The organism is Paenibacillus sp. FSL R10-2199, from assembly GCF_038000235.1.
In the GTDB taxonomy this organism is placed as follows: Bacteria; Bacillota; Bacilli; order Paenibacillales; family Paenibacillaceae; genus Paenibacillus_AQ; species Paenibacillus_AQ phytohabitans.
This window is the reverse complement of sequence record NZ_JBBOBO010000001.1, coordinates 243,761-264,793: the sequence shown is the minus strand read 5'-3', so window position 1 is coordinate 264,793 and position 21,033 is coordinate 243,761. Positions and strand designations below refer to the sequence as shown.

The window sequence follows — 21,033 nt, the reverse complement described above, 5'->3', positions numbered from 1 at the left end:
CACAGAGGACGGGGGATACCGATGAAAGAGCTTATGGGCGTAATCAATCTTGACCATGAACTGGATAATTTAAATGAATTGACCTATTTCCGCTGCGGGGCAGCGGTCCCGTTCGCCAGCCGCTACCGGCTGATCGATTTCGTCTTGTCCAACATGATGCGTGCGGAGCTGGAGAGCGTTGGACTGTTCGTCCGCCGCAAGTACCGCTCGCTGATGGACCATCTCGGCGACGGGAAATCCTGGGACATGAACCGCAAGCATGGCGGCTTGTTCATTCTGCCGCCGGACTGGAATGACCCTACAGACACGTCCCTTGGCGATCTGCAGCATTATCATAACAATCTGGATTTCTTCAAACGGGCGTCTGCCAAATATATTGTATTCTCCGGCAGCCAGCACATTAATACGGTTGATCTGCAGGATGTATACCAATACCACCTGGAGCAGGGCGCAGATGTGACCATGGTCTACAAGCAGATCGATCAGCTGCAGCCGGAGCATGATCCCTGCCTGCGGGTAGAGGTCGATGAAGACAACACAGTAACGAATATTCACCATGAGAAGCATCATCCCAATGTATATTTGGATATCTTTATTATGGAGAAGAAGCTGTTCCTGGAGCAGGTGGAGCATTGCATCGCCCATGGCGAAAGTTATTTCTTCCGCGATGCCATCCAGAAGAACCGCCACAAGTTCAAGATTGCCGCTTATGAATACAAAGGCTATCATTCCGTTATCAATTCGCTGGAGAGCTACTACAAGAACAGCTTGGAGCTGCTGAAGCAGGAGAATTATTTCGGCCTGTTCAAAGAGAGTCCGGTGCAGACCAAGATTAAATATGAAGCCCCTACCCGTTATCTGGACAGCGCCTCGGTGAGCAATTCGCTGGTAGCCAACGGCTGTATTATTGCCGGAACCGTGGAGAACAGTGTAATCTTCCGTGGTGTGCAGGTTCGCAAGGGAGCCAAAATCATCAATTCTGTAATCATGCAGAAATGTGTAATTGAAGAGAATGCCGTAATTGAGAATGTCATTATGGACAAAGACGTGCATCTGAGCAAGGAACGGATACTCGTCGGAGACAGCAGGCGTCCGTTTGTCATTGCCAAGAGCAGCAAGATATAATATCTGGATCAGGGGAACTGTGCAGTGCGGCAGTTCTTCTGATCCAGTGTTGTAATAGGCAATATTTTTCCACAAATACAAGCATCTGTTAGGAGGAACCTGCTGTTGTTCAACGATAAAGAGACTTTCAAACAAGTGTTCCGCGAGAAACTAATCGGGAAATTAGGCAAACCGCTGGAGGAAGCTTCGAACGCCGATATTTACAATATCCTCGGGAATATGATCCGCGAGAATGCCGGCAAGAACTGGGCGGACACCAATCAGAAGTTCAAGATCGATCAGGATAAGCAGGTCTATTATTTCTCCATGGAGTTTCTGATCGGCAGGCTTCTGGGCAATAACCTGCTGAATATGGGTGTGCTGGAGGTTGTCCGTGAAGGACTCTCGGAGCTGGGCTTCTGCCTGCAGGATATCGAGGAGGTTGAAGCGGATGCAGGGCTTGGTAATGGCGGTCTGGGCCGCCTGGCTGCCTGTTTCCTGGATTCACTCGCCTCACTGCAATATGCAGGGCATGGCTGCGGCATACGCTATAAATACGGCCTGTTCGAGCAGAAGATTGTAGACGGATATCAGGTAGAGCTGCCGGACTACTGGCTGCAGAATGATAATGTGTGGGAAGTCCGCCGTGAAGACAAGCAGGTGGAAGTGCACTTCTGGGGACATGTGGATACCCGCTGGGAGAATGATGAGCTGTTCTTTGAGCACAAGGACTATGAAGCCGTGAGGGCCGTTCCGTATGACATTCCGGTGATCGGGGCAGACCGCAGGCATGTGAATACACTGCGCAACTGGAGTGCAGAGTCGATCACACAGCCTTCGAGAGTCTTCGGTGCACTGGGGGGGACAGATTATCACAAGTTCCTGGAGTATAAACGCTCCGTAGAATCCATCTCGGAGTTCCTGTATCCGGATGATTCACAATACGAAGGCAAGCTTCTCCGGCTGAAACAGCAATATTTCCTGTGTAGTGCCGGACTGCAGAGTATTCTGCGTACCTTCGCCAAGACAGGGGCTCCAATTGACAGCCTGCCTGACAAGGTGGCCCTGCATATTAACGACACGCATCCTACACTGGTTATCCCTGAGCTGATGCGTATACTGATGGATGTGCACGGGATTGGCTGGGATCAGGCCTGGGGCATGACGACACGTATGGTCTCTTATACGAATCATACCATTCTGAGTGAGGCGCTGGAGAAATGGCCGCTTGGCATGGTCAAGGAGCTGCTTCCGCGCATCTTCCTGATTATTGAGGAGATCAATGCCCGCTTCTGCGGGGAGCTGATGAGCAAGTATCCGGGGGACCAGAACCGCATCAATCAGATGGCCATCATTCATGATGATCAGGTCCGGATGGCGCATCTTGCCATCGTGGCCAGCCACAGCGTAAACGGCGTAGCGGCACTGCATACGGAAATTCTGCAAAAGCGTGAGATGCGCCTGTTCAATGAGATGTATCCGCACCGCTTCAATAATAAGACCAACGGCATCACACACCGCCGGTGGCTGCAGCATGCCAATCCGGAGCTTGCCGGACTGATCAGCGAATCGATCGGCACCCGCTGGATTCATCAGCCGCAGGAGATGATCGGACTCATCAAATACAGTGAGGATTCCTCCTTCCAGGAGCAGGTGGCTGCGATCAAACGCCGCAACAAGCTGCATCTGGCCGACTACATCTACGGGAAGCACGGTGTCCGGGTGGACCCCGACTCCATCTTCGATGTGCAGGTGAAGCGGCTGCATGCCTATAAGCGCCAGCTGTTGAATGTATTGCACATTATGCATTTGTACAATCAGATCAAAGACAACCCTTCGCTGAACATCGTACCGCGTACGTTCATCTTCGGTGCGAAGGCGGCCCCGAGTTATCATCTGGCTAAGCGGATCATCAAACTGATAAATACGGTGGCTGATGTAGTGAATAAGGACCCGGACATTAACGGGAAGATCCGCATCTTCTTCCTGGAGAATTATTCGGTATCGCTGGCGGAGAAGATTATTCCGGCAGCGGATGTAAGTGAGCAGATCTCTACAGCGAGCAAAGAAGCCTCCGGTACCGGGAACATGAAATTTATGATGAACGGTGCGCTGACTGTCGGGACGATGGATGGAGCTAACGTGGAAATGCACGAAATGGTAGGAGACAATAATATGTTCCTCTTCGGTCTCCGGGCAGAGCAGGTCATGGACTACTACCAGTACGGCGGTTACCACGCCCGCGATATCTATAATGGCGACGGCCGGGTGAAGGAAGTGTTGGATCAGCTGATTGTACCTGGACCGTTCTGCGCTCATGCCCAGGAATTCGATACGCTCTACCAGTCGCTGCTTGATAATAATGATGAGTTCTTCGTCCTCAAGGATTTCGCCAGCTATGTGGAGACCCATGTCAAGATTGACCTGGCCTACCGCAACCAGAAGGAATGGCTTAAGAAGTCAATTATCAATATCGGCCATTCCGGCAAATTCTCCAGTGATAATACGATCGCACGCTATGCCTCCGAGATCTGGCATATCCATCCGGTTAAGGTATAACGCGTCAGCTACAGGCTGAATCTCCGCAACAGGAGCCTCAGCCTGTGCTATTTCTGCACATGCACATGAAGAAGCCGCTCCATCAGCAGGACATTCCTGCAGTGGAGCGGCTTCTTCATGCTAAGACTTATGGAGAGGAGGAGAATTACAGCACCTCGGATACCATGGCTGCGAACCGTTCAAGGAAACGGCGTTCCTCATCGTCGAAGCGGTGCTTGAGCGGGCTGTCGATATCCAGTACGCCGTACAGGGTATCCCCCTTAACCAGCGGAACTACGATTTCGCTGTTCGAGGCAGCATCACAGGCAATATGACCCGGAAAGGCATGGACATCGCCTACGACAAGGGTGCGGCGTTCCGCAGCCGCTGTTCCGCATACGCCGCGGCCAAGCGGAATACGGATGCATGCCGGAAGTCCCTGGAACGGGCCCAGAACCAGCTCTTTGCCGTCAAATAAATAGAAACCGGTCCAATTGGTGTCCGGTAGAGAAAGCTTTAACAGAGCCGAAGCATTGGATAAGTTGGCGATAGCATTGGGCTCGCCCTCCATAAGTGCCCCGAGCTGGCTTAGAACGGCTTCGAACCGTTCACTGCGGGTGCCATCATAAGGCATGGCTTGAAACATGAAGCATCACCTTCCTGTACCTTGAGTCAGTATGAATCCATAACTGTTAACTAACAAGATAGTACAGCGGAGCGCAATACGTCAAGCGATAACGGAATTATCCGGTTAGTGGAAGATCAGGAAGATGTATGAATAGTCTCCGGGCGGATGTTTCCGGCAACCCCGGGCAGGGTAATGCTTTTATAAATATACCGAAGGCTTATAGCCGGAAGGAGTGGAATATGCGCGCCGACGTACAGAACTTGTTTATAGGAATCCATATGCTTTATTTCGCACATGAGAGGAATCTGACACTGACGGAGATGCAGCCGGAGCTGGAGGATTTGGGATACCGGGTAGCGGAACGCGAAGTGAAACAGGAGCTGGAGCGGCTGACCCAGGAGAACTTCCTCACGGCCCATGGTGAGGCATACAGCATTACCGGAACGGGAATAGAGGAATTCAAAGCGATTCAGGCCAAGCTGGGAGTGCTATGCACCGAAGTGCTTAAGCCGGTTAAGGCTGCGGGTACATCGGGTTAATTCTACATCAAGTAACCATTCATGTTCAGAAAACGTACGGCGTCTGATCGCGCGGAAGCAAGCCGCGCGGAGCAGGCGCTATTTGTGTGGAGTGTGGAGTTCGGATTCATGTCAGATTTCGCTTAAGGGAATGCTTACATCTGATGTATACTTATTAGGATGGAAGGGGACGGGAAGATGTATATATGCGGCGGAGTAATTCCGGAATTAACCGGCCGGAGAGTGCGGCTCCGGGCTATGGCTGCCGGAGATGCAGGAGCGCTGTTCGGGATCTGGTGCCATCCTCAGGTTGCGCCCTGGCTGGATGCCCCCTTCTTGTCCTCTGCAGAAGAAGCGGGAGCACTGATTGCTCTGCTGGCACAGATGGCCCGGGAAGAAGAAAGCATACGCTGGAGTATTCTGGGGCCGGAAGCAGAGGTTATCGGAAGCTGCGGCTATAATCACTGGCAGCTTGAGGGGGCTTACCGGGGGGAGATCGGTTTCGAGCTGTCACCTGCCGCCATGGGTCAGGGGTATATGCGGGAAGCGCTGGAGCTTATGCTGGAATTCGGCTTCGGCAGCATGGGGCTGAACCGGATTGAAGCCTTATGCCATCCTGACAATATCCGGGCGGAGCAGCTGATTACAAGGCTCGGCTTCCGGCAGGAAGGGCTGCTGCGTCAGTACCGGCATACGGCTTCCGGCTATCAGGATGTACGGATGTATTCCTTGCTGCAAGGAGAGAAAGTGCGGGGCTGAGAACATAGAGAGAGGATTTGGATTGATTGAAGTCACCTGGTGAAACTGAACGCAAGTTAATTTTAATTGGAGTACTGCTGGCCACTTTTCTGGCAGCAATCGAAGGTACGGTCACAGGACCGGCGGGACCGGCCATTGTCGGCGATTTTCAGGGCATGCAGTGGCTCAGCTGGATATTTACCGCTTATCTGCTGGCTATGGCGGTTACGACGCCTATTTTTGGCAAGTTAAGTGATCTGATTGGCCGCAAGCCTGTGTTCATTGGCGGGGCCGTGGTCTTTCTGGCAGGCTCGCTGTTATGCGGGGTTTCGCAGAGCATGCAGCAGCTGATTATTTTCCGGGGGATACAGGGGATCGGTGCGGGTGCGCTCATTCCTATGACTTTTACGATTATCGGGGATATCTACAGCATTAAGGAACGGGCGAAGACTCAGGGGCTGCTCAGCTCGGTATGGGGGATTTCCTCTCTCGTAGGACCGCTGCTTGGCGGTTATGTGGTTGATTATTTGAGCTGGCGCTGGGTATTTGTCTTTAATCTGCCTTTTGGGCTGCTATCTATTATATTCATCTCGCGGTATCTGAAGGAAGAGAAGGTCCGGCGCAAGACCAGAATCGATGTGGCCGGAGTGCTGCTGTTCGCGGCAGGAATGGGAGCGCTGCTCTTTGGTCTTACGGCGGGAGGGCAGAGTCTGGCATGGAACTCTCCGCTGCTGCTGGCTATCTTAGCGGGGGCTGCGGTGCTGCTGGCCGTGTTCCTGTTCGTGGAGCGCCGTGCTCCCGAGCCAATGCTGCCGCTGGAGCTGTTCTCTATCCGCAATATCGCTGTCTCTACAGGAGCTAACCTGCTGGTCAGCACCTTAATTATCGGGCTGTCTACATACGTGCCGCTGTGGGTGCAGGGCGTCTTCGGTAAAAGCGCAGCCCTCTCGGGCCTGCTGCTCGCCCCGATGTCGGTGGGCTGGATGCTCGGCTCCATCGCTGGCGGAAGAATGATTCTGCGCGCGGGTACCCGCCGTACAGGGATGCTGGGGCTGTCGCTGATTGTTGTCGCAGCGGTAGGGCTGACTCTGATGAACGGGGATTCGTCCCAGCTGCTGCTATTGATTCTGATGCTGTTCTGCGGCGTAGGTTTTGGTTATGCTTCTACAGTCTTCACGATTATCGCGCAATCCTCTGTACAGCATGAGCAGCGCGGTGCGTCAACGGCCCTGAATACCTTCACCCGTTCACTCGGGCAGACGGTGGGGGTAGCGATCTTCGGGTCTTGGCTGAACTACAATATCGACAGGAAGCTGGCGGAACAGCCTGGGGCTTCTGCTACAGGGGCTGATATCAACCAGCTGCTTAACCCGCATAGCGGGAGTACCCTGTCCGCTGAGGCCTGGGGCAGTCTGCACGGCGCGCTGGAGAGCGGCCTGCACTCGCTCTTCATTGTGATGGCCGTCTTTGCTGTGGCCTCCCTGGTTATTTCTGCGGGGCTTAATAAAGGGCTGCCAACCATTCAAGAGGGAAGTACCGCGTCCAAGCCATAATCTTCAAGCCTGCTTATTCATAACAAAGCGGCAGCGCATCCATCAGGATTGCGCTGCCGCTTTGTTATCATTACTATTAAGCAGATTAGTGAATAGATTCACAACTGCATCTGCCTCAACTGCGCTTATTTGCGTGGAAGCGGGGAGAGCTTCTCAGCCTGCAGGCCCATCTTCTTCAGAAGAATAATCATTTGTTCCTTTTCTTCATCGCTCAGTCCGCTGAAAGCCAGATGCAGGCGTTCCGAATACTTCGGGTACATTTCGTTCATCAGGCGCTCGCCTTCTACAGTCAACTCGGCAAAAATCACACGCCGGTCGCTCGGGCAGGGCTTGCGCTGCAGGTAGCCGCGTTCTTCCAGTTTGTCGATTACGTAAGTAACGTTGCCGCTCTGCAGCAGCAGCTTGGCACCGATCTGCTGGATAGGCTGTGCCCCCTTATAATAGAGGACCTCCATAACGGCGAAGGCTGTAGGATTGAATCCTTCAATCTTGCTGCCGGTAACGGCGTGTTCGTTAATGCTCTTGAAAGACTTGGCAAAAACCCGGTACAAATGCAGTGTCAATTGAGTATCGCGTTCATATGATTGTATCATGCTTCTCCACCTCTATTGTTAATCGTACAGGCTTCCCCGCACGGTTTGGAATACTGCTTTTCTTGATCTAGCTTTACATTACTTCAAACAAAGAATGAAGAACATGTCATTTGTCACAATAAGCACACTTTTAATTATTAAAAATCAAACAATTTTTTGATGGTGCATAGCTGCTGCGGATTTCACACGATTTTCACATAATGATCTGTACCTAAGCTGTAACGCAGGGGTGGAAATAGTGGGAGCCGGCGCGGGTTTGAGGTCTGCCCCCGGTAATTCGTATAATGGGATACAGAGACCAGGCCGCTGACGGATAGCGGTGGTGAAATTTTTTGCAGCATAGACCCGTCTATGGTGTTATGATCGCATTACTATGAACGATTGCCTAGGAGATGGAGAGTTGTATGGACCAGATTACGAATTATTACGAAGAGCGTGAAGACGATGAGGATATCGTGCTTGATGTTGTTATTGAGGAAGCCGGTTATGAAGCCGGAGATATACGGATATCAGGGATTTCCTTTCAGGTGCGTAAGGGCGAGCTGCTTGGATTAATCGGACCGAACGGGGCCGGCAAAAGCACTACGATCAAGACCCTGCTCGGCCTGCTGAAGCATGCCAAGGCTAAGGTGAAGCTGGGCGGCGAGAACAAGTCCTATGCCTATGTGCCGGAGCAGCCGGTATTCTACGAAGATCTGACGCTGTGGGAGCATCTCGATCTCGCGGCCGCAGCCTACGGGCTAAGCTATGAAACCTTCGAGTCAACAGCGGAGAAGCTCTTGACCCAGTTTGGTATGGAAAGTGTGCGCAATGATCTGCCTGCCGGCTTCTCCAAGGGCATGAAGCAGAAGATGATGCTGATGCTGGGCTTTCTGGTCCAGCCCGATGTCTATATTGTGGACGAGCCGTTCATCGGGCTTGACCCCCGGGCAACCAAGGATTTCCTGCGCCTGCTTGAGGCGGAGCGCGAGCGTGGAGCCGGGGTGCTGATGTCTACGCATGTTCTGGATACAGCGGAGAAGATCTGTGACAGCTTCATATTAATCTCCGGCGGAAGAATTGCTGCCGAGGGCACGCTGGAAGGTATACGCGGGGATGCAGGGCTGCCGGAGGGGTCGTTGTTTGATTGCTTCGACGAATTAACATGAGCAGGAATTCATTTGCGTTTCCTACAGCTGCTGCTCTTTTCCGGCGCCGGCTGGCTTCCCACTTCCGTGAGCAGTCTACTATTATCCGTACAGCTGTAGACTGGACCGTCCTGCTGTATATTATTATCCCGGGAGGCTTGCTTGGCGGACGCTTCTACTATGGGTACTGGAACGGGGAGCAGCCGGCGTGGATCAGCACTGTCCCCTATATGGTCGTACCTGCGCTGCTGGCCATTCTGCTGGCTACCGGAGGAATCGTATTGCTGCTGCAGGAAGGTGACTCGCTGTTTCTTAGACAGCGGCAGAACTGGATCAGCACCATTATCCTGCGGGGAATGGTCTACAGCCTTGCGGTAACCACGCTGAAGATGGCGGCGGCCTTTGCCATTCTGCTGCCGTTTCTAATCAAGGGCTTCGGAGTCAGTGCGGCAGGGGCCTACGGGCTGCTGGCGCTGACGATAACCTGCAGCTGGTCCGTTAAGCTGCTGGGCCATATCGTTAAGGTGCAACGGCAGGGCTTCCGCCGCTGGCTGTGGCTGATTCCGGCTGTCACCGTGCCCTGCGGTGTCTATCTGCGTCTGGCAATCCTCTGGAAGGACAGCCCCGTCCTGCTGTTCATTGCTGCTGGCGGATTCGCCGTGATGGCAGCCATAGTGTTCAGGACCCGCCTGCGGCTGCGCGGCACCTTCATGAACGATGTGCGCGAAGACTACAAGCAGCGGATGAAGATTGCGGCCATTCTGCTGCGCGGTGTACTGGATAAGCCGCGGCCTACACGGTATAAACCGTGGATCTTCCGCAAATCGCAGCCGCTGCTGGCCTCGAAGGAACCGGAGAGCCGCTTCTCGGCCGCAGCGGTCAAGGCGATGCTGCGCAATCCGGCCCACTTCAAGCTGTATTTGTCGTTTACCGGCGTGGCGCTTGTGGCCATCTTTATTGTGCCGGCCGTTCTGAAGTGGCTGCTGTTTGCCATCCTGACAACACTGATGGCGTATTGGCTGTCTTCCTTCTGGCTGCTGTTCTCCGGCGATGACTATATCGGTATTCTGCCGTTCACCAAAGCGCAGAAGGCGGATGCCGGTTCCAAGGCCATGCCGATTCTATTAATGCCGTTTGCGGTCCTCAGTGCAGCCGTTGTCTGCATCCCCGTGTATGGCTGGTGGGGGCTCCTGCTCTTTATACCGGTAGGCGCTGCGGCAGCCATCTGGATCGGCCGTATATTCAGTGTCATGCGGTTTGCCAGATAACATACAATAAGCCTTCCTCCGCACCTGGAGGAAGGCTTATTTAATTATAGGAATGAGCCCGGGAGCTCAGCGGCTGCTTATCCGTGCACTTGCCCGGCCGCATGTTTGCCGGCTGTGTATCCGGTCGAGAAGGCAGCCGTAATATTATAACCTCCGGTATATCCGTGAATATCCAGAATCTCGCCGCAGAAATACAGCCCCTGCGTAAGTTTCGATTCCATTGTTCTCGGATCAATCTCCTTCAGATTCACCCCTCCGCCAGTCACAAAAGCTTCTGCCAGGGAACGCGTTCCGTAGACCAGTACCGGCATACGCTTCAGCAGGGTAGCCAGTGCCTGAAGACCGGTCCGCGGCAGGTGATGACCTGTAAGCTCACCGTCCAGTCCGCTTTTGGCCAGCAGCAGCGGAATCAGGCGCTCAGGCAGCAGGCCCTTCAGCGAATTGCGGATGGCCTTCTTGGGCTCCAGCTCCAGCTTATTCTGCAGCAGGTTCTCTGCCTCTTGCAGAGTCAGGTCGGGGAAGAGGTCGATAGACAACTCTACGGTATCTGTACCTGATTTCTTCTGAACCTGGCGCAGGAACTGGCTGCAGCGCAGGGCGATCGGGCCGGACAGCCCGAAATGAGTGAAGATCATATCTCCGCGGTGGGAGATCACCTTCTTGCCCTTGGGATTCCAGACCGTAAGACTCACGTCACGCAGGGATAAGCCCTGCAGCTCACCAGATTTAATCCATTCCTCCCTTGAAAGGATCGGCACCTCCGTCGGGAACAGCTCCGTGATCGTATGTCCGGCAGCAGCGGCCCACGGATAGCCGTCACCGGTAGAGCCGGTCTGCGGCACCGATTTGCCGCCGGTAGCGATAATAACGGCCCCGGCACTGAAGGCTTTTCCCGATTCCAGACGTACGCCCGTGGCCGCACCGTTCTCATAGATAACCTCGCGCACCGGACTGTCTGTCATAATCTGTACGCCAAGACTGCGCACTTTGCCAACCAGCGCGGAGACAACACTTGCAGCCTTGTCCGATACAGGGAACATCCGACCGTTGTCCTCTTCCTTCAGGGCGATACCGAGGGCTTCGAAGAACTCAATAATATCCCGGTTGTTGAAATGATCGAATGAGCTGTATAAAAAACGGCCGTTGCCCGGGATATGGGCGATCAGCTCCGCAGTTTCCTTGATATTGGTAACATTGCAGCGTCCGCCGCCTGAGATGCCCAGCTTCCGGCCAAGCTTGGCACCTTTATCAATTAATAATACAGCCGCCCCGTGTCCGGCTGCCGCTACGCAGGCCATTAATCCGGACGGGCCGCCTCCAATGACAATTACATCATAGTTACTCATAACTCTGCTCCTTTACATGTTGCAGCACTCTGCTAACGGCATCATACCATTCCGGCCGGAGTGTAGCCAGACCCGGAGAGGCTTGATGTGATTATCGTTGTCAGGAGTGCGCGGTTGTGCTTTAATCTAAGGGGAAAGGGTATTTTGTCCAAATTGGGGAGTGATTGCAATTATTCATGCGGTTAAGGATATTTTATTGCAAATATCGGCTGCGTGCACCTTCCTGTTTCTGTTTCAGTGGCGGTTGGACCAGGGCCATTTCACACGCAGAAACCGCAGATTTCCGGATGACCAGACTTTTCTGATAATATGCTGTGCACTCGGGGTTACATTGTGTATGGCCTTGTCGACTACAATGTTCGGAGTAGTGTATCTGAATCTGGCTATCCTTCCGGCGTATATAGGGATCTTGTACGGGACTTTTCGTTCAGGGGCTTACCTGGCAATGTATTTCATCTTTTGCACTGTACTATTCTCGGTTCCTTCAGGATTTGATCATCTCATATTAAATTCGGGGGTACTGCTGTATCCGCTGTTGTTTGGTATGGCCAAGCCCTTCAAGAGTGCCTCTTTAATCCAAAAAGTCGGCATGCTATGGGGTACTCTGTTTCCCAGTATGCTGTTTATTGTAATTGTACCTAAGATGCAGGGACAAAGCATCTTCAACACACCCCCCACGGATGCGATTCTGGTAGGGGGGTATTTATTAACGGCTGTTATTTTGGGCGGACTGTTTATTGTATATATTGAAACGGCCTGGGACAAGCTGCAGGTCAAGGAACGGATGAAAGGTATCTCCGAGAGATTCCAGTGGGAATCGGAGAAGCTCCAGCAGATTACTAATGTGGTGCCGCTGAATATTATGTCGTTTGATGACAACGGATATGTGACGGAGCTGAATGAATACATGCTCAGCCTGATTCAGCGTCATTGCCCCCATCTGACCAGAGAGATTATATTATCCCAGCCGGCTGACCGGGTCTTCGGCCACAGCATGGATCAGGAAACCTATGAACACTTACGGGGAATCCTGCTGAACAGGCAGCGTGCCAATACCAAGATCAAGTATGATTCCATGACCTATCATATCTTCACGGCGCCGTTACAGCATGAGTCCGGTATTGCGGGCGGCCTTGTCATGATTATACAGGATCTTACGGAAGAGGAGAAAATCCGCAGCGAGCTTGATAATGTTGAACGCCTGACGCTGGTCGGGCAGATGGCGGCCGGAATTACCCATGAGATCCGCAACCCGATGGCGGTAGTGCGCGGATTCCTGCAGCTGATGCGGGAAAAGAGTCCGGAGGACCTGCATTCCTATTACCATATTGTAATGGAGGAGCTGGACCGGGCCAACAGTATCATCAATGACTTCCTGTCGCTGGCCCAGAGCCGTGTATCGGACAAGGAAATGGTGCAGCTGCATCTCATTATGGAGGAGCTTACCCCCCTGATCTGGGCGGATGCCAATCTTCGCGGACAGAGCGTTGAATTGAAGCTTAGCCCGTCTCTGCCGCTGCTGCGGCTGAACGTCAGGGAGATCAAGCAGCTGATACTCAATCTGGCCCGCAACGGAATGGAGGCAATGGAGGCCAAAGGGGTGTTGACGCTGGAAACCTGTGAGCATGAAGATACTGCTCAGCTGATCATCACAGATACGGGAAGCGGCATCCCGCAGAGCCAGCTGAAGCAATTGTTTGCCCCGTTCTTCACAACCAAAAGCCAGGGTACAGGACTTGGACTGTCGCTTTGCCTGAGTATCGCCGAGCGTCACAACGGAACCATTCATGTGGAATCCGAAGTGGGCAAAGGCACCTCGGTCATCGTTACGATCCCCTTTGAGCCCAAGGAGGAACCCGCTGAGGTGGAAGTCTATTCTTAGGGATTCAAGGCTCTAACTATGCGCTTTAGCGCTGCTGTATAACGGCTTGTAGGCAGGTTGCTTCTCTTGCTTTCACAGAGTATGTATGTATAATAAAGTTAGCAAGTAGTGCAGTAACGCGGCGACGTTATCCGGGTTCTGACAACTATTCTAAGGGTAAAGGAGAGTGCAGAGAAATGTCCATGTCTTTTAATCAATATATGAAGGATTCCATTCAGCCTATGCGCGATGATCTGACGAGTATCGGATTTCAGGAGCTGCTGACTCCGGATGAAGTTGAAGCAACTCTTCCAGCCGTTAAGGGAACTTCGCTTGTGGTTGTTAACTCCGTTTGTGGTTGTGCCGCCGGCCAATGCCGTCCAGGTGTAGCCCAGGCGCTGCAGAACGAAATTCTCCCCGATCACCTGTTCACGGTATTTGCCGGCCAGGAGAAGGAAGCTACAGCCAAGGCGCGTGAGTATTTTGCTCCGTACCCGCCATCTTCACCATCCATTGCCTTGATGAAGGACGGCGAGCTTGTTCATTTCATCGAACGTCACGGCGTTGAAGACCGTTCGGCTGCTGAAATTGCGGCTGAGCTGAAGGAAGTTTTCAATCGTCTGTGCCAATAAGCTCATTTTCTGTAAGGGATATTCCCGCATCAGCCGGAGGCTAGGCTCATGCGGGATTTTTTCTGAACATATAGGCACCTGAGTCCCATCGGACAGATCAAGTTATAAGATAAGGGGTGTGTGAATTGGGAATGCAGGAAGAGATTATTAAAGCCCTGGGAGTCAAGCCGGTGATTGATACCGGAGCGGAAGTGCGCAAACGTGTGGATTTCCTGAAAGCATATGCGCTGCAGGCGGGTGCCAGGGGGCTGCTGATTGCTATCAGCGGAGGCGTTGATAGTGCAGTGGCTGCGGGTCTATGCAAACAGGCTACGGACGAGCTGACGGCAGAGGAAGGCAAAGAGTATATTACACTCGGTGTATTCCAGCCTTACGGCGAGCAGGAGGATATTGAGCACAGTTACGCGGTAGCCAAGGCGTTTGAGCTGACGCATACGGTGGAGACGAATATTGAAGAAGCTGTAAACGAGATCGCGCTGGAGGTAGAGCATAGCCTGAAGGCGCTGGGACAGCACCGCCACATCACCCATCAGGGCAAAGGGAATGTGAAGGCGAGAACGCGGATGGTTATGCAGTATGCACTAGCCTTCGAGAACAATCTGCTGGTGGTAGGAACAGACCATGCCTCTGAAGCCATCACCGGGTTCTATACCAAATGGGGCGATGGTGCAGTTGATATTACACCGCTGTCTTCACTGAATAAACGGCAGGTGCGGCAATTGGCTGCGGCGATTGGAGTACCGGCCGATATCGTAACCAAAGCACCGACAGCCGGCCTCTGGCCGGGCCAGACGGATGAAACCGAGCTGGGGATCACCTATGATGACAACAGTGACTATCTGGAGGGCAAAGCGGTGTCTCCCGAGGTCGCCGGGAAGCTTGAAGCCTACTACCGCAGAACGGGGCATAAACGGGATGCAATCCCTGGAATATAAGCAGTCAGAAGTATAAAAGAACCGCCGGAGAAGCTGCAGTCATTTCGCAGAATTCCCGGCGGTTCTGGCTTTCATAAGTATTAGCTGGAGAGGCGCTGCCCAACTTGTAAGCTTAGCCGGCCAGGATCTGGTTAATAAACTCCAGGGAGGCGGATATTGCCTCCTCCAGCTGCGGGGTAGCTCCTTCGAACGGGTGCACGGTACCGAAGGTGTGATTGCCGCCGGGAATCTGCACCCAGCGGATATCCGGGCGGAGCTCCGTTAATTGCTCTGATCCCCGGCGCAGCCGTTCACTGTCCTGGCTTCCCTGAATAAGAACCGCCGGGAAGCTGGCTGTTGTCATCCGTTCCAGCAGGTTGTAGCGAACGGCATGCTGTTCCAGGTCCTCCAGCAACACGGCATCCAGCGGCATTTGCTGGCCGGTCCGGCCATTAAGCACATGGGTCCGGCCGCTGCGCCTCATCTCAATCTTCTGTTCCTCCGTGAACAGGTCGAGGTCGGTAATGCCGTTCCAGGAGATCACTCCGGTGATCTCTCCCGGATGGTCCAGCGCGTACAGCAGGCTGCCTCCGCCGCCACGGCTGTGGCCCAGCAGGAATAACGGCAGGCTGCCGAATTTGTGGTGCTGGCTGAGATAAGAGAGCAGGATCTCCATATCCTTGATCTCACGGGTATAGGTATTGCGGGCGAACTTCTCAAGCTCCGTGAAATTCTGCAGATCTTCGCCGATTCCGGCATGTGAGAAGTTGAAGGTTATGACCTCATGCTCCTGGCTGAGGGCTGCCGCAGCATAAGGAAACATCCCCCAATCCTTGAACCCCTTGTAACCGTGGGCGATAACAATCAGGCTCTTAGCCTTATCCCGGGCGGGGAAATGCGAGCAGCGGAGTACAGCATCTTCTCCTGCGGGCAATTGGAAATTACGGGTCATCGGGTAAATCCCCTCTCTATATAATCTGAAACGGATTTGAAGGTTGTATTATTGATAATGTTTATGAATAATGTTTATGAAGATCATACCATTATTAAAGCAGGTAAGGATAGGGCGGTTTTTTACAGTAATTGCATATTGCCTGTCCAGCTAAGGAGTGGATATAGTGATTTATGGAATCGGAAATGATGTGCTGGAAATCCGCCGGATTACGGCTCTGCTGGCAAGCGGACAAGCAACCGGATTTCTGCAGCGCATTCTTACAGAGCGTGAGCTTGAGCTGGCCGCAGGGCGGAAGGGGAAGGCAGCGGAATTCGCTGCGGGGCGTTTTGCCGCCAAGGAGGCAGTAGTGAAGGCACTGGGCTGCGGAATCGGCGCGAAGGTGGGATTTCAGGATATTGAAATTCTGCCGGACAGCCAGGGCAAACCGGTCGTTTCACTGTCGGAGGCGGCCTGGGACCGGCTGCTTCTGCAGGGCGGCGGCCATATCATCCATCTGGCCATTACACACAGCGGGGATCTGGCTTCAGCCTTTGCCGTAGTGGAGCAGGTAAACTAAGCTGCTGCGGAGTGCCGGATCCTGCCTGCGGCTTCGCAGAGCGGTATTTATACGGGTAAACTTTACGCAATAAGGGGACGAGCTGCTTATCGCGGAATATAGATACATTCAATATAGAAGCAAGGAGATTAATGATGACTACAAATGAGCAGCAGGAAGCCAAGTCATATTTCAGCCGTAATTTGCTGGAGTGGTACCATGGGCAGAAGCGGGATCTGCCGTGGCGGCGTCACCGCAATCCTTATTACATCTGGATTTCGGAGATTATGCTTCAGCAGACAAGAGTCGATACGGTTATTCCTTATTTCAACCGGTTCATCGAGCGGTTCCCTACGGTGGAGTCACTGGCCGATGCCCCGGAGGAGGATGTTCTGAAGTGCTGGGAGGGGCTTGGCTACTATTCACGCGCCCGGAATCTGCAGCACGCCGCGAAGCAGGTGAAGGAAGAGTATGGCGGGCAGGTTCCCAATGACCGTGATGCCGTATTCGGGCTTAAGGGAGTAGGGCCTTATACGGCCGGAGCTATTCTCAGCATTGCCTTCAACCGGCCGGAGCCCGCTGTGGACGGCAATGTCATGCGGGTGCTGTCCCGATATTTCCTGATTGAGGATGATATCGCCAAAGGCCCCACCCGCGTCAAAATGGAGCGCCTGGCGGCAGAGCTGATTCCCGAAGGGGAAGCCTCGCACTTCAATCAGGCGCTGATGGAGCTTGGCGCGCTGATCTGCACGCCGAAATCACCGCGCTGTCTGCCGTGCCCGGTGATGGAACACTGCTCAGCGCGCCTAGCGGGCTGCGAGACCTCGCTGCCCGTCAAGACCAAGGCCAAGCCGCCTCGCCCGGAAGAGCGGCTGGCAGCCCTGATAGAGGGCCGCGGCGGGCACGCGGGCCGGGTACTCATCCGGCAGCGGCCATCCAGCGGGCTCCTGGCCCGCATGTGGGAGCTGCCGCACTGGCCGGCGCCGCCTGCGGAGGGCGGCGCTTCCGCTGCGCTGCTGCCGGAGACGGCAGCGCAGGACCGGCTGCGCCGGTCCCTGCTTCAGGCCGGGATTTTCGCCCGGCCTGAAGGGCACTGGATGGCTGCGGAGCATACATTCAGCCATATTGTCTGGACCCTGCAGGTGTACCGCTGCAGGGAAGAGGAGGCCCCGGCCCTGCCGCTGGCTGCGGAAGGGCGTTCCTTGTACGGCGCAGCGGCCAGGAACGGCGCTGCCAGTGCTGATGCTGCAGCCACCGGCGCAGCACCCGGGGCTGCCGGGGCTGCCGGGGCTGCCACCGGCCCGGCTGATCCGGGCAGCACCTCAGCTCCCGGCCCGGGTGAACCGGTTGCCGCTGCAGACTATACCGCCGCAGACTATGCCGCCGCCAGTGCGGCTGGTGCCGGTGATCGCTCCGCCACCAGCCAAGGCATGTACAACGCCGGGCTCACCGCGTCCGTTCCCGCCGATTTATTCGCCGATGGCAGCGGGCCCGTCGAGCGCTTCGCGGACGGAAGCGGAACAGCGGAGGATGCAGGCGCAGTACGCTGGATCAACCGCAGCGACATGGCGAATTACGCCTTTCCCAATGTGTTCCTCAAGCTGCTCAACGCTTATTTTGATGAGCAGGAGGGGGGCGCCGTGTAATCCGGCTCGGCTATGCAGTCTTGCTAGCTATAACCGGGAGTACCGGCAAACCGTTTGGTCTGGCAACTCCGCTTCTGAGGTTAAGGAAGACAGTTTGGCCAGGCCAGTTATTGCGGACGGGTATAACCCGGAGGAAGCTCCATTCCTTGTGCGTCATCCCGGAGAACAAGTGAACAAAGAGCATTTGATTTTCTCTAATTATTCGGAATTCGTCCTCGAAGGTGAAATCAGATAAATTAGGTGCCGTTTATCCACCTTTCCTGTTCTGCGCGGACGACATCGTATAATTAAATGTGCAATTTCTCTAATTCCACCAAAAGTGGGCGGTATGAGGAAATTAAAGGGAAAAATCCCTCTAATTCCACCAAAAGTGGGTGGTATGAGGAAATTAAAGGGAAAAATCCCTCTAATTCCGCTGAAAGTGGGCGGTATGAGGAAATTAAAGGGAAAAATCCCTCTAATTCCGCTGAAAGTGGGCGATATGGTGAAATTAAAGGGAAAAATCCCTCTAATTCCACCAAAAGTGGGCGGTATGTGGAAATTAAAGGGAATTTCCACTTATCAGGCATGTACCCGAAGGGATAGCGCATCGCACTAAGACATATACCTGCATTCGCAGGAATGTGTGCCGCGGGTGCCTGTTCCTCCGTATTCCCAGCACAAAAAACCGGGAGCCACCCACAAGGGTGCTCCCGGTTTTTCTTATACCGTGATGCTGCGGCTTACACGCCGCAGTTCTTTATTTTGCGCTTTCGTAACGTTTGCCGACTTCTTCCCAGTTCACTACGTTCCAGAACGCCTTGATGTAGTCAGGACGTTTGTTCTGGTAGTTCAGGTAGTAAGCATGCTCCCATACATCGAGGCCGAGGATTGGAGTTGCGCCTTCGCTGACCGGGTTGTCCTGGTTAGGAGTGCTGGTCACAGCAAGCTTGCCGTCTTTCACGACGAGCCAGGCCCAGCCGCTGCCGAAGCGTGTAGTAGCTGCAGTAGCGAAGTCTTCCTTGAATTTATCGAATCCGCCCAGTTCGCTGTCAATTGCAGCAGCCAGAGCGCCAGTGGGTGCGCCTCCGCCGTTCGGTCCGATAACTTCCCAGAACAAGGTGTGGTTGGCATGTCCGCCGCCGTTGTTGCGAACAGCAGTGCGGATAGCTTCAGGTACAGCGTTCAGGTCAGTCAGCAGCTCATCGATGCTCTTGTCTTGCAGTTCAGGTGCTTTTTCCAGTGCGGCGTTCAGGTTCGTCACATAAGTGTTATGGTGCCTGTCGTGATGAATCTCCATCGTCAAAGCGTCGATGTGTGGTTCAAGAGCGTTGTTTGGATAAGGAAGTGCCGGTAATTGAAATGCCATGGAAAAATCCCTCCTGAGTATATTAGAATTTGTATAGATAAAGAATTTTGGCGGTCTTGACGTCAAAACCCCTTATTTCCGATGTGGCTTATAGGTTATATATCCGTTGAGATACTTATTATTAAACCGTATCTGGAACAATAATGCAACATTAAACAAACAATAGTGTTTATAAAGTATTTTTTCATCCATAGCTCACTACAAATGTTAAGGGTGTGTTAAAGTTATAAAACTCCTTAAGAGAGAGTGTTTGCACTGCGATAATTTCCTTAATCAAGAAAAAATGAAACTATATTCAATGAAAACGCTTCATATCAAGCGCTTTCAAAAGAAAATTGATGATATCGCGAGAAAAGTGTGCTTTAATAGATTTAAAAGCAGGTATTCCTCGGTTTTTGATGCTTTTTTCCTCTTTACACTGTTATGGAAACTCCTTCTTTTTGTAAAATTCTAAGCCATAGAAAAGGGAGACTTTTAAGTATGCACGTTCGTTCCTTTCAATTAAGCGACGTTACTCCAGTGACTGAATTGCTGCAGACCGCATTATCGGAAGAATGTTTCGAGAGCACGATCGAGCCCTTCTCCAGGCAGCTTTCATGGGATTCAGATCTCATTGTAGTTGCAGAGGATGAAGGAGAAATCATCGGCGCACTGATTGGTACGATTGAGAAGAACCACGGCTGTTATTTCCGCATTGCCGTCCATCCTGAATACCGCCGCAGAGGAGTCGGCAAGAGTCTCGTATCGGCAATGGAACACAGATTCCAGGCACGCAAGGTCAGCGGTATTTATGTAGCCGTTGATGAGCATAATTCCTTCGCACTGCCGCTGTATGAGGCTATGGGTTATGGTGAGGACCAGATCTTCAAATCTGTACGCAAGCTGAGCATTGTCGGGTAATTATTTTTTGAAACGGTGCTGTAAGCGGAAACAATTGGTAGAGTAGAGAACTAATGCAGCCTGTACTTTTAGAATAAGGTCACACCTGCATAGTCTGTTTCATTATACTAAAGCATATCTTCCCAGTGTCCATTGCATTGCAAATGGGCGGAAGATATGCTTTTCTATTGTTATGGACTTATAAACCCAATCGAAGCAAGTAGGTGGCCTATGAACCGGGAGCTTGAAGAAGAATTCATGCGGAGCCGCAAACAACGATACAGATCCGTTACCCATAACAAATCCAAGCGCGAATCGAGAAGAATTTGGCTTAAGGATATGCGGGAGTGGATCATCACTGCGGGGATTGTATTCGCGATCATGTCACTGCTTAATATTTTTGTGTTCAATGTGTCTACTGTGATTGGCCAATCCATGCAGCCGACCCTCTACGAAGGGGAGAAGCTGATTATTAATAAGATTGCACTGAGCTTCGGGAATCCGGGCCGGGGCGATATTGTTGTTCTGCATGACCCCAGCACAGGGCCGGACCGTAAGGAGTACCTGGTTAAGCGGATTATTGGTATCCCCGGTGATATCGTGGAAGTTCAGGACCAGCAGCTATATGTTAATGGTAAAGTAGTGGATGAGCCTTACATCGATACGGCCATTCAAGACCCGGATTTCAGTCAGCTGACTGTGCAGGACGGCACCTACTTTGTAATGGGGGATAACCGCCATGCCGGGGCCAGCAAGGACAGCCGTTATTTCGGCGCTGTTGCACAGGAGCGTATTGTGGGGAAGGCATCACTGATCTGGTGGCCTGTAGCTAAGATGAGAGTCCTGTAAG

20 protein-coding genes are annotated in these 21,033 nt (G+C 53.0%); 14 read left to right on the top strand and 6 right to left on the bottom strand.

Annotated features, from left to right (window positions below; genetic code table 11):
- The first annotated feature begins 21 nt into the window (after nt 1–21).
- Both glgD and NYE33_RS01075 read left to right on the top strand, forming a co-directional pair.
- Nucleotides 22–1,125, top strand: a complete 1,104-nt coding sequence (gene glgD, locus NYE33_RS01080) for a glucose-1-phosphate adenylyltransferase subunit GlgD (RefSeq protein WP_042133301.1) — start codon at nt 22–24, stop codon at nt 1,123–1,125.
- 105 nt (nt 1,126–1,230) lie between these two features.
- Nucleotides 1,231–3,663: a glycogen/starch/alpha-glucan phosphorylase gene (locus tag NYE33_RS01075; protein ID WP_042133302.1), complete on the top strand. Its 2,433-nt coding sequence runs from the start codon at nt 1,231–1,233 to the stop codon at nt 3,661–3,663.
- 145 nt (nt 3,664–3,808) lie between these two features.
- Here the strand turns inward: NYE33_RS01075 and NYE33_RS01070 are convergent, their stop codons facing one another.
- Nucleotides 3,809–4,288, bottom strand: coding sequence for a GAF domain-containing protein (locus NYE33_RS01070; RefSeq protein WP_039309920.1), 480 nt, complete (start codon nt 4,286–4,288; stop codon nt 3,809–3,811).
- 221 nt (nt 4,289–4,509) lie between these two features.
- On the opposite strand from NYE33_RS01070, the gene NYE33_RS01065 reads away from it, so the two are divergent.
- The 3 genes from NYE33_RS01065 (at nt 4,510) to NYE33_RS01055 (ending at nt 7,079) form a co-directional block, all read left to right on the top strand.
- A complete protein-coding gene (locus tag NYE33_RS01065; RefSeq protein WP_039309934.1) occupies nt 4,510–4,809 on the top strand; it encodes a hypothetical protein in 300 nt (99 codons plus the stop codon).
- Nucleotides 4,810–4,986: 177 nt separating this feature from the next.
- Entirely contained in the window at nt 4,987–5,547 is a 561-nt protein-coding gene (locus NYE33_RS01060; RefSeq protein WP_171715677.1) for a GNAT family N-acetyltransferase, read from the top strand.
- 26 nt (nt 5,548–5,573) lie between these two features.
- Nucleotides 5,574–7,079, top strand: a complete 1,506-nt coding sequence (locus NYE33_RS01055) for an MDR family MFS transporter (RefSeq protein ID WP_042133304.1) — start codon at nt 5,574–5,576, stop codon at nt 7,077–7,079.
- A 125-nt stretch (nt 7,080–7,204) separates the two neighbouring features.
- On the opposite strand, the gene NYE33_RS01050 is transcribed toward NYE33_RS01055, so the two are convergent.
- Entirely contained in the window at nt 7,205–7,672 is a 468-nt protein-coding gene (locus tag NYE33_RS01050) for a MarR family winged helix-turn-helix transcriptional regulator (RefSeq protein WP_039309924.1), read from the bottom strand.
- A 404-nt stretch (nt 7,673–8,076) separates the two neighbouring features.
- Here NYE33_RS01050 and NYE33_RS01045 point away from each other — a divergent pair, with 404 nt between their 5' ends.
- Nucleotides 8,077–8,820 carry an ABC transporter ATP-binding protein gene (locus NYE33_RS01045; RefSeq protein WP_042133307.1) on the top strand — a complete coding sequence of 248 codons (744 nt, stop codon included), beginning with the start codon at nt 8,077–8,079 and terminating at the stop codon, nt 8,818–8,820.
- On the top strand, nt 8,817–10,067 hold the full coding sequence (locus tag NYE33_RS01040; protein ID WP_341064455.1) for an ABC transporter permease: 1,251 nt from the start codon (nt 8,817–8,819) through the stop codon (nt 10,065–10,067). The genes NYE33_RS01045 and NYE33_RS01040 overlap by 4 nt, the downstream gene beginning before the upstream one ends.
- A 77-nt stretch (nt 10,068–10,144) precedes the next feature.
- Here NYE33_RS01040 and NYE33_RS01035 read toward each other — a convergent pair whose 3' ends face one another.
- Nucleotides 10,145–11,413 (bottom strand): BaiN/RdsA family NAD(P)/FAD-dependent oxidoreductase, encoded by a 1,269-nt coding sequence (locus NYE33_RS01035; RefSeq protein ID WP_042133311.1) that lies wholly within the window; start codon nt 11,411–11,413, stop codon nt 10,145–10,147.
- Nucleotides 11,414–11,573: 160 nt separating this feature from the next.
- Here NYE33_RS01035 and NYE33_RS01030 point away from each other — a divergent pair, with 160 nt between their 5' ends.
- From NYE33_RS01030 to nadE, 3 genes are all read left to right on the top strand, one after another.
- Complete coding sequence (locus tag NYE33_RS01030; protein WP_341064452.1) at nt 11,574–13,295, top strand: ATP-binding protein; 1,722 nt, start codon at nt 11,574–11,576, stop codon at nt 13,293–13,295.
- 176 nt (nt 13,296–13,471) lie between these two features.
- Nucleotides 13,472–13,906 (top strand): BrxA/BrxB family bacilliredoxin, encoded by a 435-nt coding sequence (locus tag NYE33_RS01025; RefSeq protein WP_039309930.1) that lies wholly within the window; start codon nt 13,472–13,474, stop codon nt 13,904–13,906.
- A 125-nt stretch (nt 13,907–14,031) separates the two neighbouring features.
- A complete protein-coding gene (gene nadE / locus NYE33_RS01020) occupies nt 14,032–14,841 on the top strand; it encodes an ammonia-dependent NAD(+) synthetase (RefSeq protein WP_039309932.1) in 810 nt (269 codons plus the stop codon).
- 112 nt (nt 14,842–14,953) lie between these two features.
- On the opposite strand, the gene NYE33_RS01015 is transcribed toward nadE, so the two are convergent.
- Nucleotides 14,954–15,772, bottom strand: coding sequence for an alpha/beta hydrolase family protein (locus NYE33_RS01015; RefSeq protein WP_336101139.1), 819 nt, complete (start codon nt 15,770–15,772; stop codon nt 14,954–14,956).
- 166 nt (nt 15,773–15,938) lie between these two features.
- On the opposite strand from NYE33_RS01015, the gene acpS reads away from it, so the two are divergent.
- Both acpS and mutY read left to right on the top strand, forming a co-directional pair.
- Nucleotides 15,939–16,331 carry a holo-ACP synthase gene (gene acpS / locus NYE33_RS01010; protein ID WP_341064449.1) on the top strand — a complete coding sequence of 131 codons (393 nt, stop codon included), beginning with the start codon at nt 15,939–15,941 and terminating at the stop codon, nt 16,329–16,331.
- Nucleotides 16,332–16,465: 134 nt separating this feature from the next.
- The gene (gene mutY / locus NYE33_RS01005; protein WP_445669796.1) at nt 16,466–17,956 is read left to right on the top strand and encodes an A/G-specific adenine glycosylase; all 1,491 of its coding nucleotides are present in this window, start codon (nt 16,466–16,468) and stop codon (nt 17,954–17,956) included.
- Between the two features lie 287 nt (nt 17,957–18,243).
- Here mutY and NYE33_RS01000 read toward each other — a convergent pair whose 3' ends face one another.
- Together NYE33_RS01000 and NYE33_RS00995 are read right to left on the bottom strand one after the other, a co-directional pair.
- A complete protein-coding gene (locus NYE33_RS01000) occupies nt 18,244–18,525 on the bottom strand; it encodes a hypothetical protein (protein ID WP_341064448.1) in 282 nt (93 codons plus the stop codon).
- Between the two features lie 170 nt (nt 18,526–18,695).
- Nucleotides 18,696–19,304, bottom strand: a complete 609-nt coding sequence (locus NYE33_RS00995; protein ID WP_039308673.1) for a superoxide dismutase — start codon at nt 19,302–19,304, stop codon at nt 18,696–18,698.
- A 480-nt stretch (nt 19,305–19,784) separates the two neighbouring features.
- Between NYE33_RS00995 and NYE33_RS00990 the strand changes: the two genes are divergently transcribed.
- Together NYE33_RS00990 and lepB are read left to right on the top strand one after the other, a co-directional pair.
- The gene (locus tag NYE33_RS00990) at nt 19,785–20,204 is read left to right on the top strand and encodes a GNAT family N-acetyltransferase (protein ID WP_039308670.1); all 420 of its coding nucleotides are present in this window, start codon (nt 19,785–19,787) and stop codon (nt 20,202–20,204) included.
- A 210-nt stretch (nt 20,205–20,414) separates the two neighbouring features.
- Nucleotides 20,415–21,032, top strand: a complete 618-nt coding sequence (lepB, locus tag NYE33_RS00985) for a signal peptidase I (protein WP_081969806.1) — start codon at nt 20,415–20,417, stop codon at nt 21,030–21,032.
- Nucleotide 21,033 lies beyond the last annotated feature (1 nt).

Coding starts and splice junctions, on each gene's coding strand:
- glgD (WP_042133301.1), top strand. CDS start 22: ATGAAAGAGCTTATGGGCGTAATCAATCTTGACCATGAACTGGATAAT.
- NYE33_RS01070 (WP_039309920.1), bottom strand. CDS start 4,288: ATGTTTCAAGCCATGCCTTATGATGGCACCCGCAGTGAACGGTTCGAA.
- NYE33_RS01065 (WP_039309934.1), top strand. CDS start 4,510: ATGCGCGCCGACGTACAGAACTTGTTTATAGGAATCCATATGCTTTAT.
- NYE33_RS01060 (WP_171715677.1), top strand. CDS start 4,987: ATGTATATATGCGGCGGAGTAATTCCGGAATTAACCGGCCGGAGAGTG.
- NYE33_RS01050 (WP_039309924.1), bottom strand. CDS start 7,672: ATGATACAATCATATGAACGCGATACTCAATTGACACTGCATTTGTAC.
- NYE33_RS01045 (WP_042133307.1), top strand. CDS start 8,077: ATGGACCAGATTACGAATTATTACGAAGAGCGTGAAGACGATGAGGAT.
- NYE33_RS01040 (WP_341064455.1), top strand. CDS start 8,817: ATGAGCAGGAATTCATTTGCGTTTCCTACAGCTGCTGCTCTTTTCCGG.
- NYE33_RS01035 (WP_042133311.1), bottom strand. CDS start 11,413: ATGAGTAACTATGATGTAATTGTCATTGGAGGCGGCCCGTCCGGATTA.
- NYE33_RS01025 (WP_039309930.1), top strand. CDS start 13,472: ATGTCCATGTCTTTTAATCAATATATGAAGGATTCCATTCAGCCTATG.
- NYE33_RS01015 (WP_336101139.1), bottom strand. CDS start 15,772: ATGACCCGTAATTTCCAATTGCCCGCAGGAGAAGATGCTGTACTCCGC.
- mutY (WP_445669796.1), top strand. CDS start 16,466: ATGACTACAAATGAGCAGCAGGAAGCCAAGTCATATTTCAGCCGTAAT.
- NYE33_RS01000 (WP_341064448.1), bottom strand. CDS start 18,525: ATGCCTGATAAGTGGAAATTCCCTTTAATTTCCACATACCGCCCACTT.
- NYE33_RS00995 (WP_039308673.1), bottom strand. CDS start 19,304: ATGGCATTTCAATTACCGGCACTTCCTTATCCAAACAACGCTCTTGAA.
- NYE33_RS00990 (WP_039308670.1), top strand. CDS start 19,785: ATGCACGTTCGTTCCTTTCAATTAAGCGACGTTACTCCAGTGACTGAA.
- lepB (WP_081969806.1), top strand. CDS start 20,415: ATGAACCGGGAGCTTGAAGAAGAATTCATGCGGAGCCGCAAACAACGA.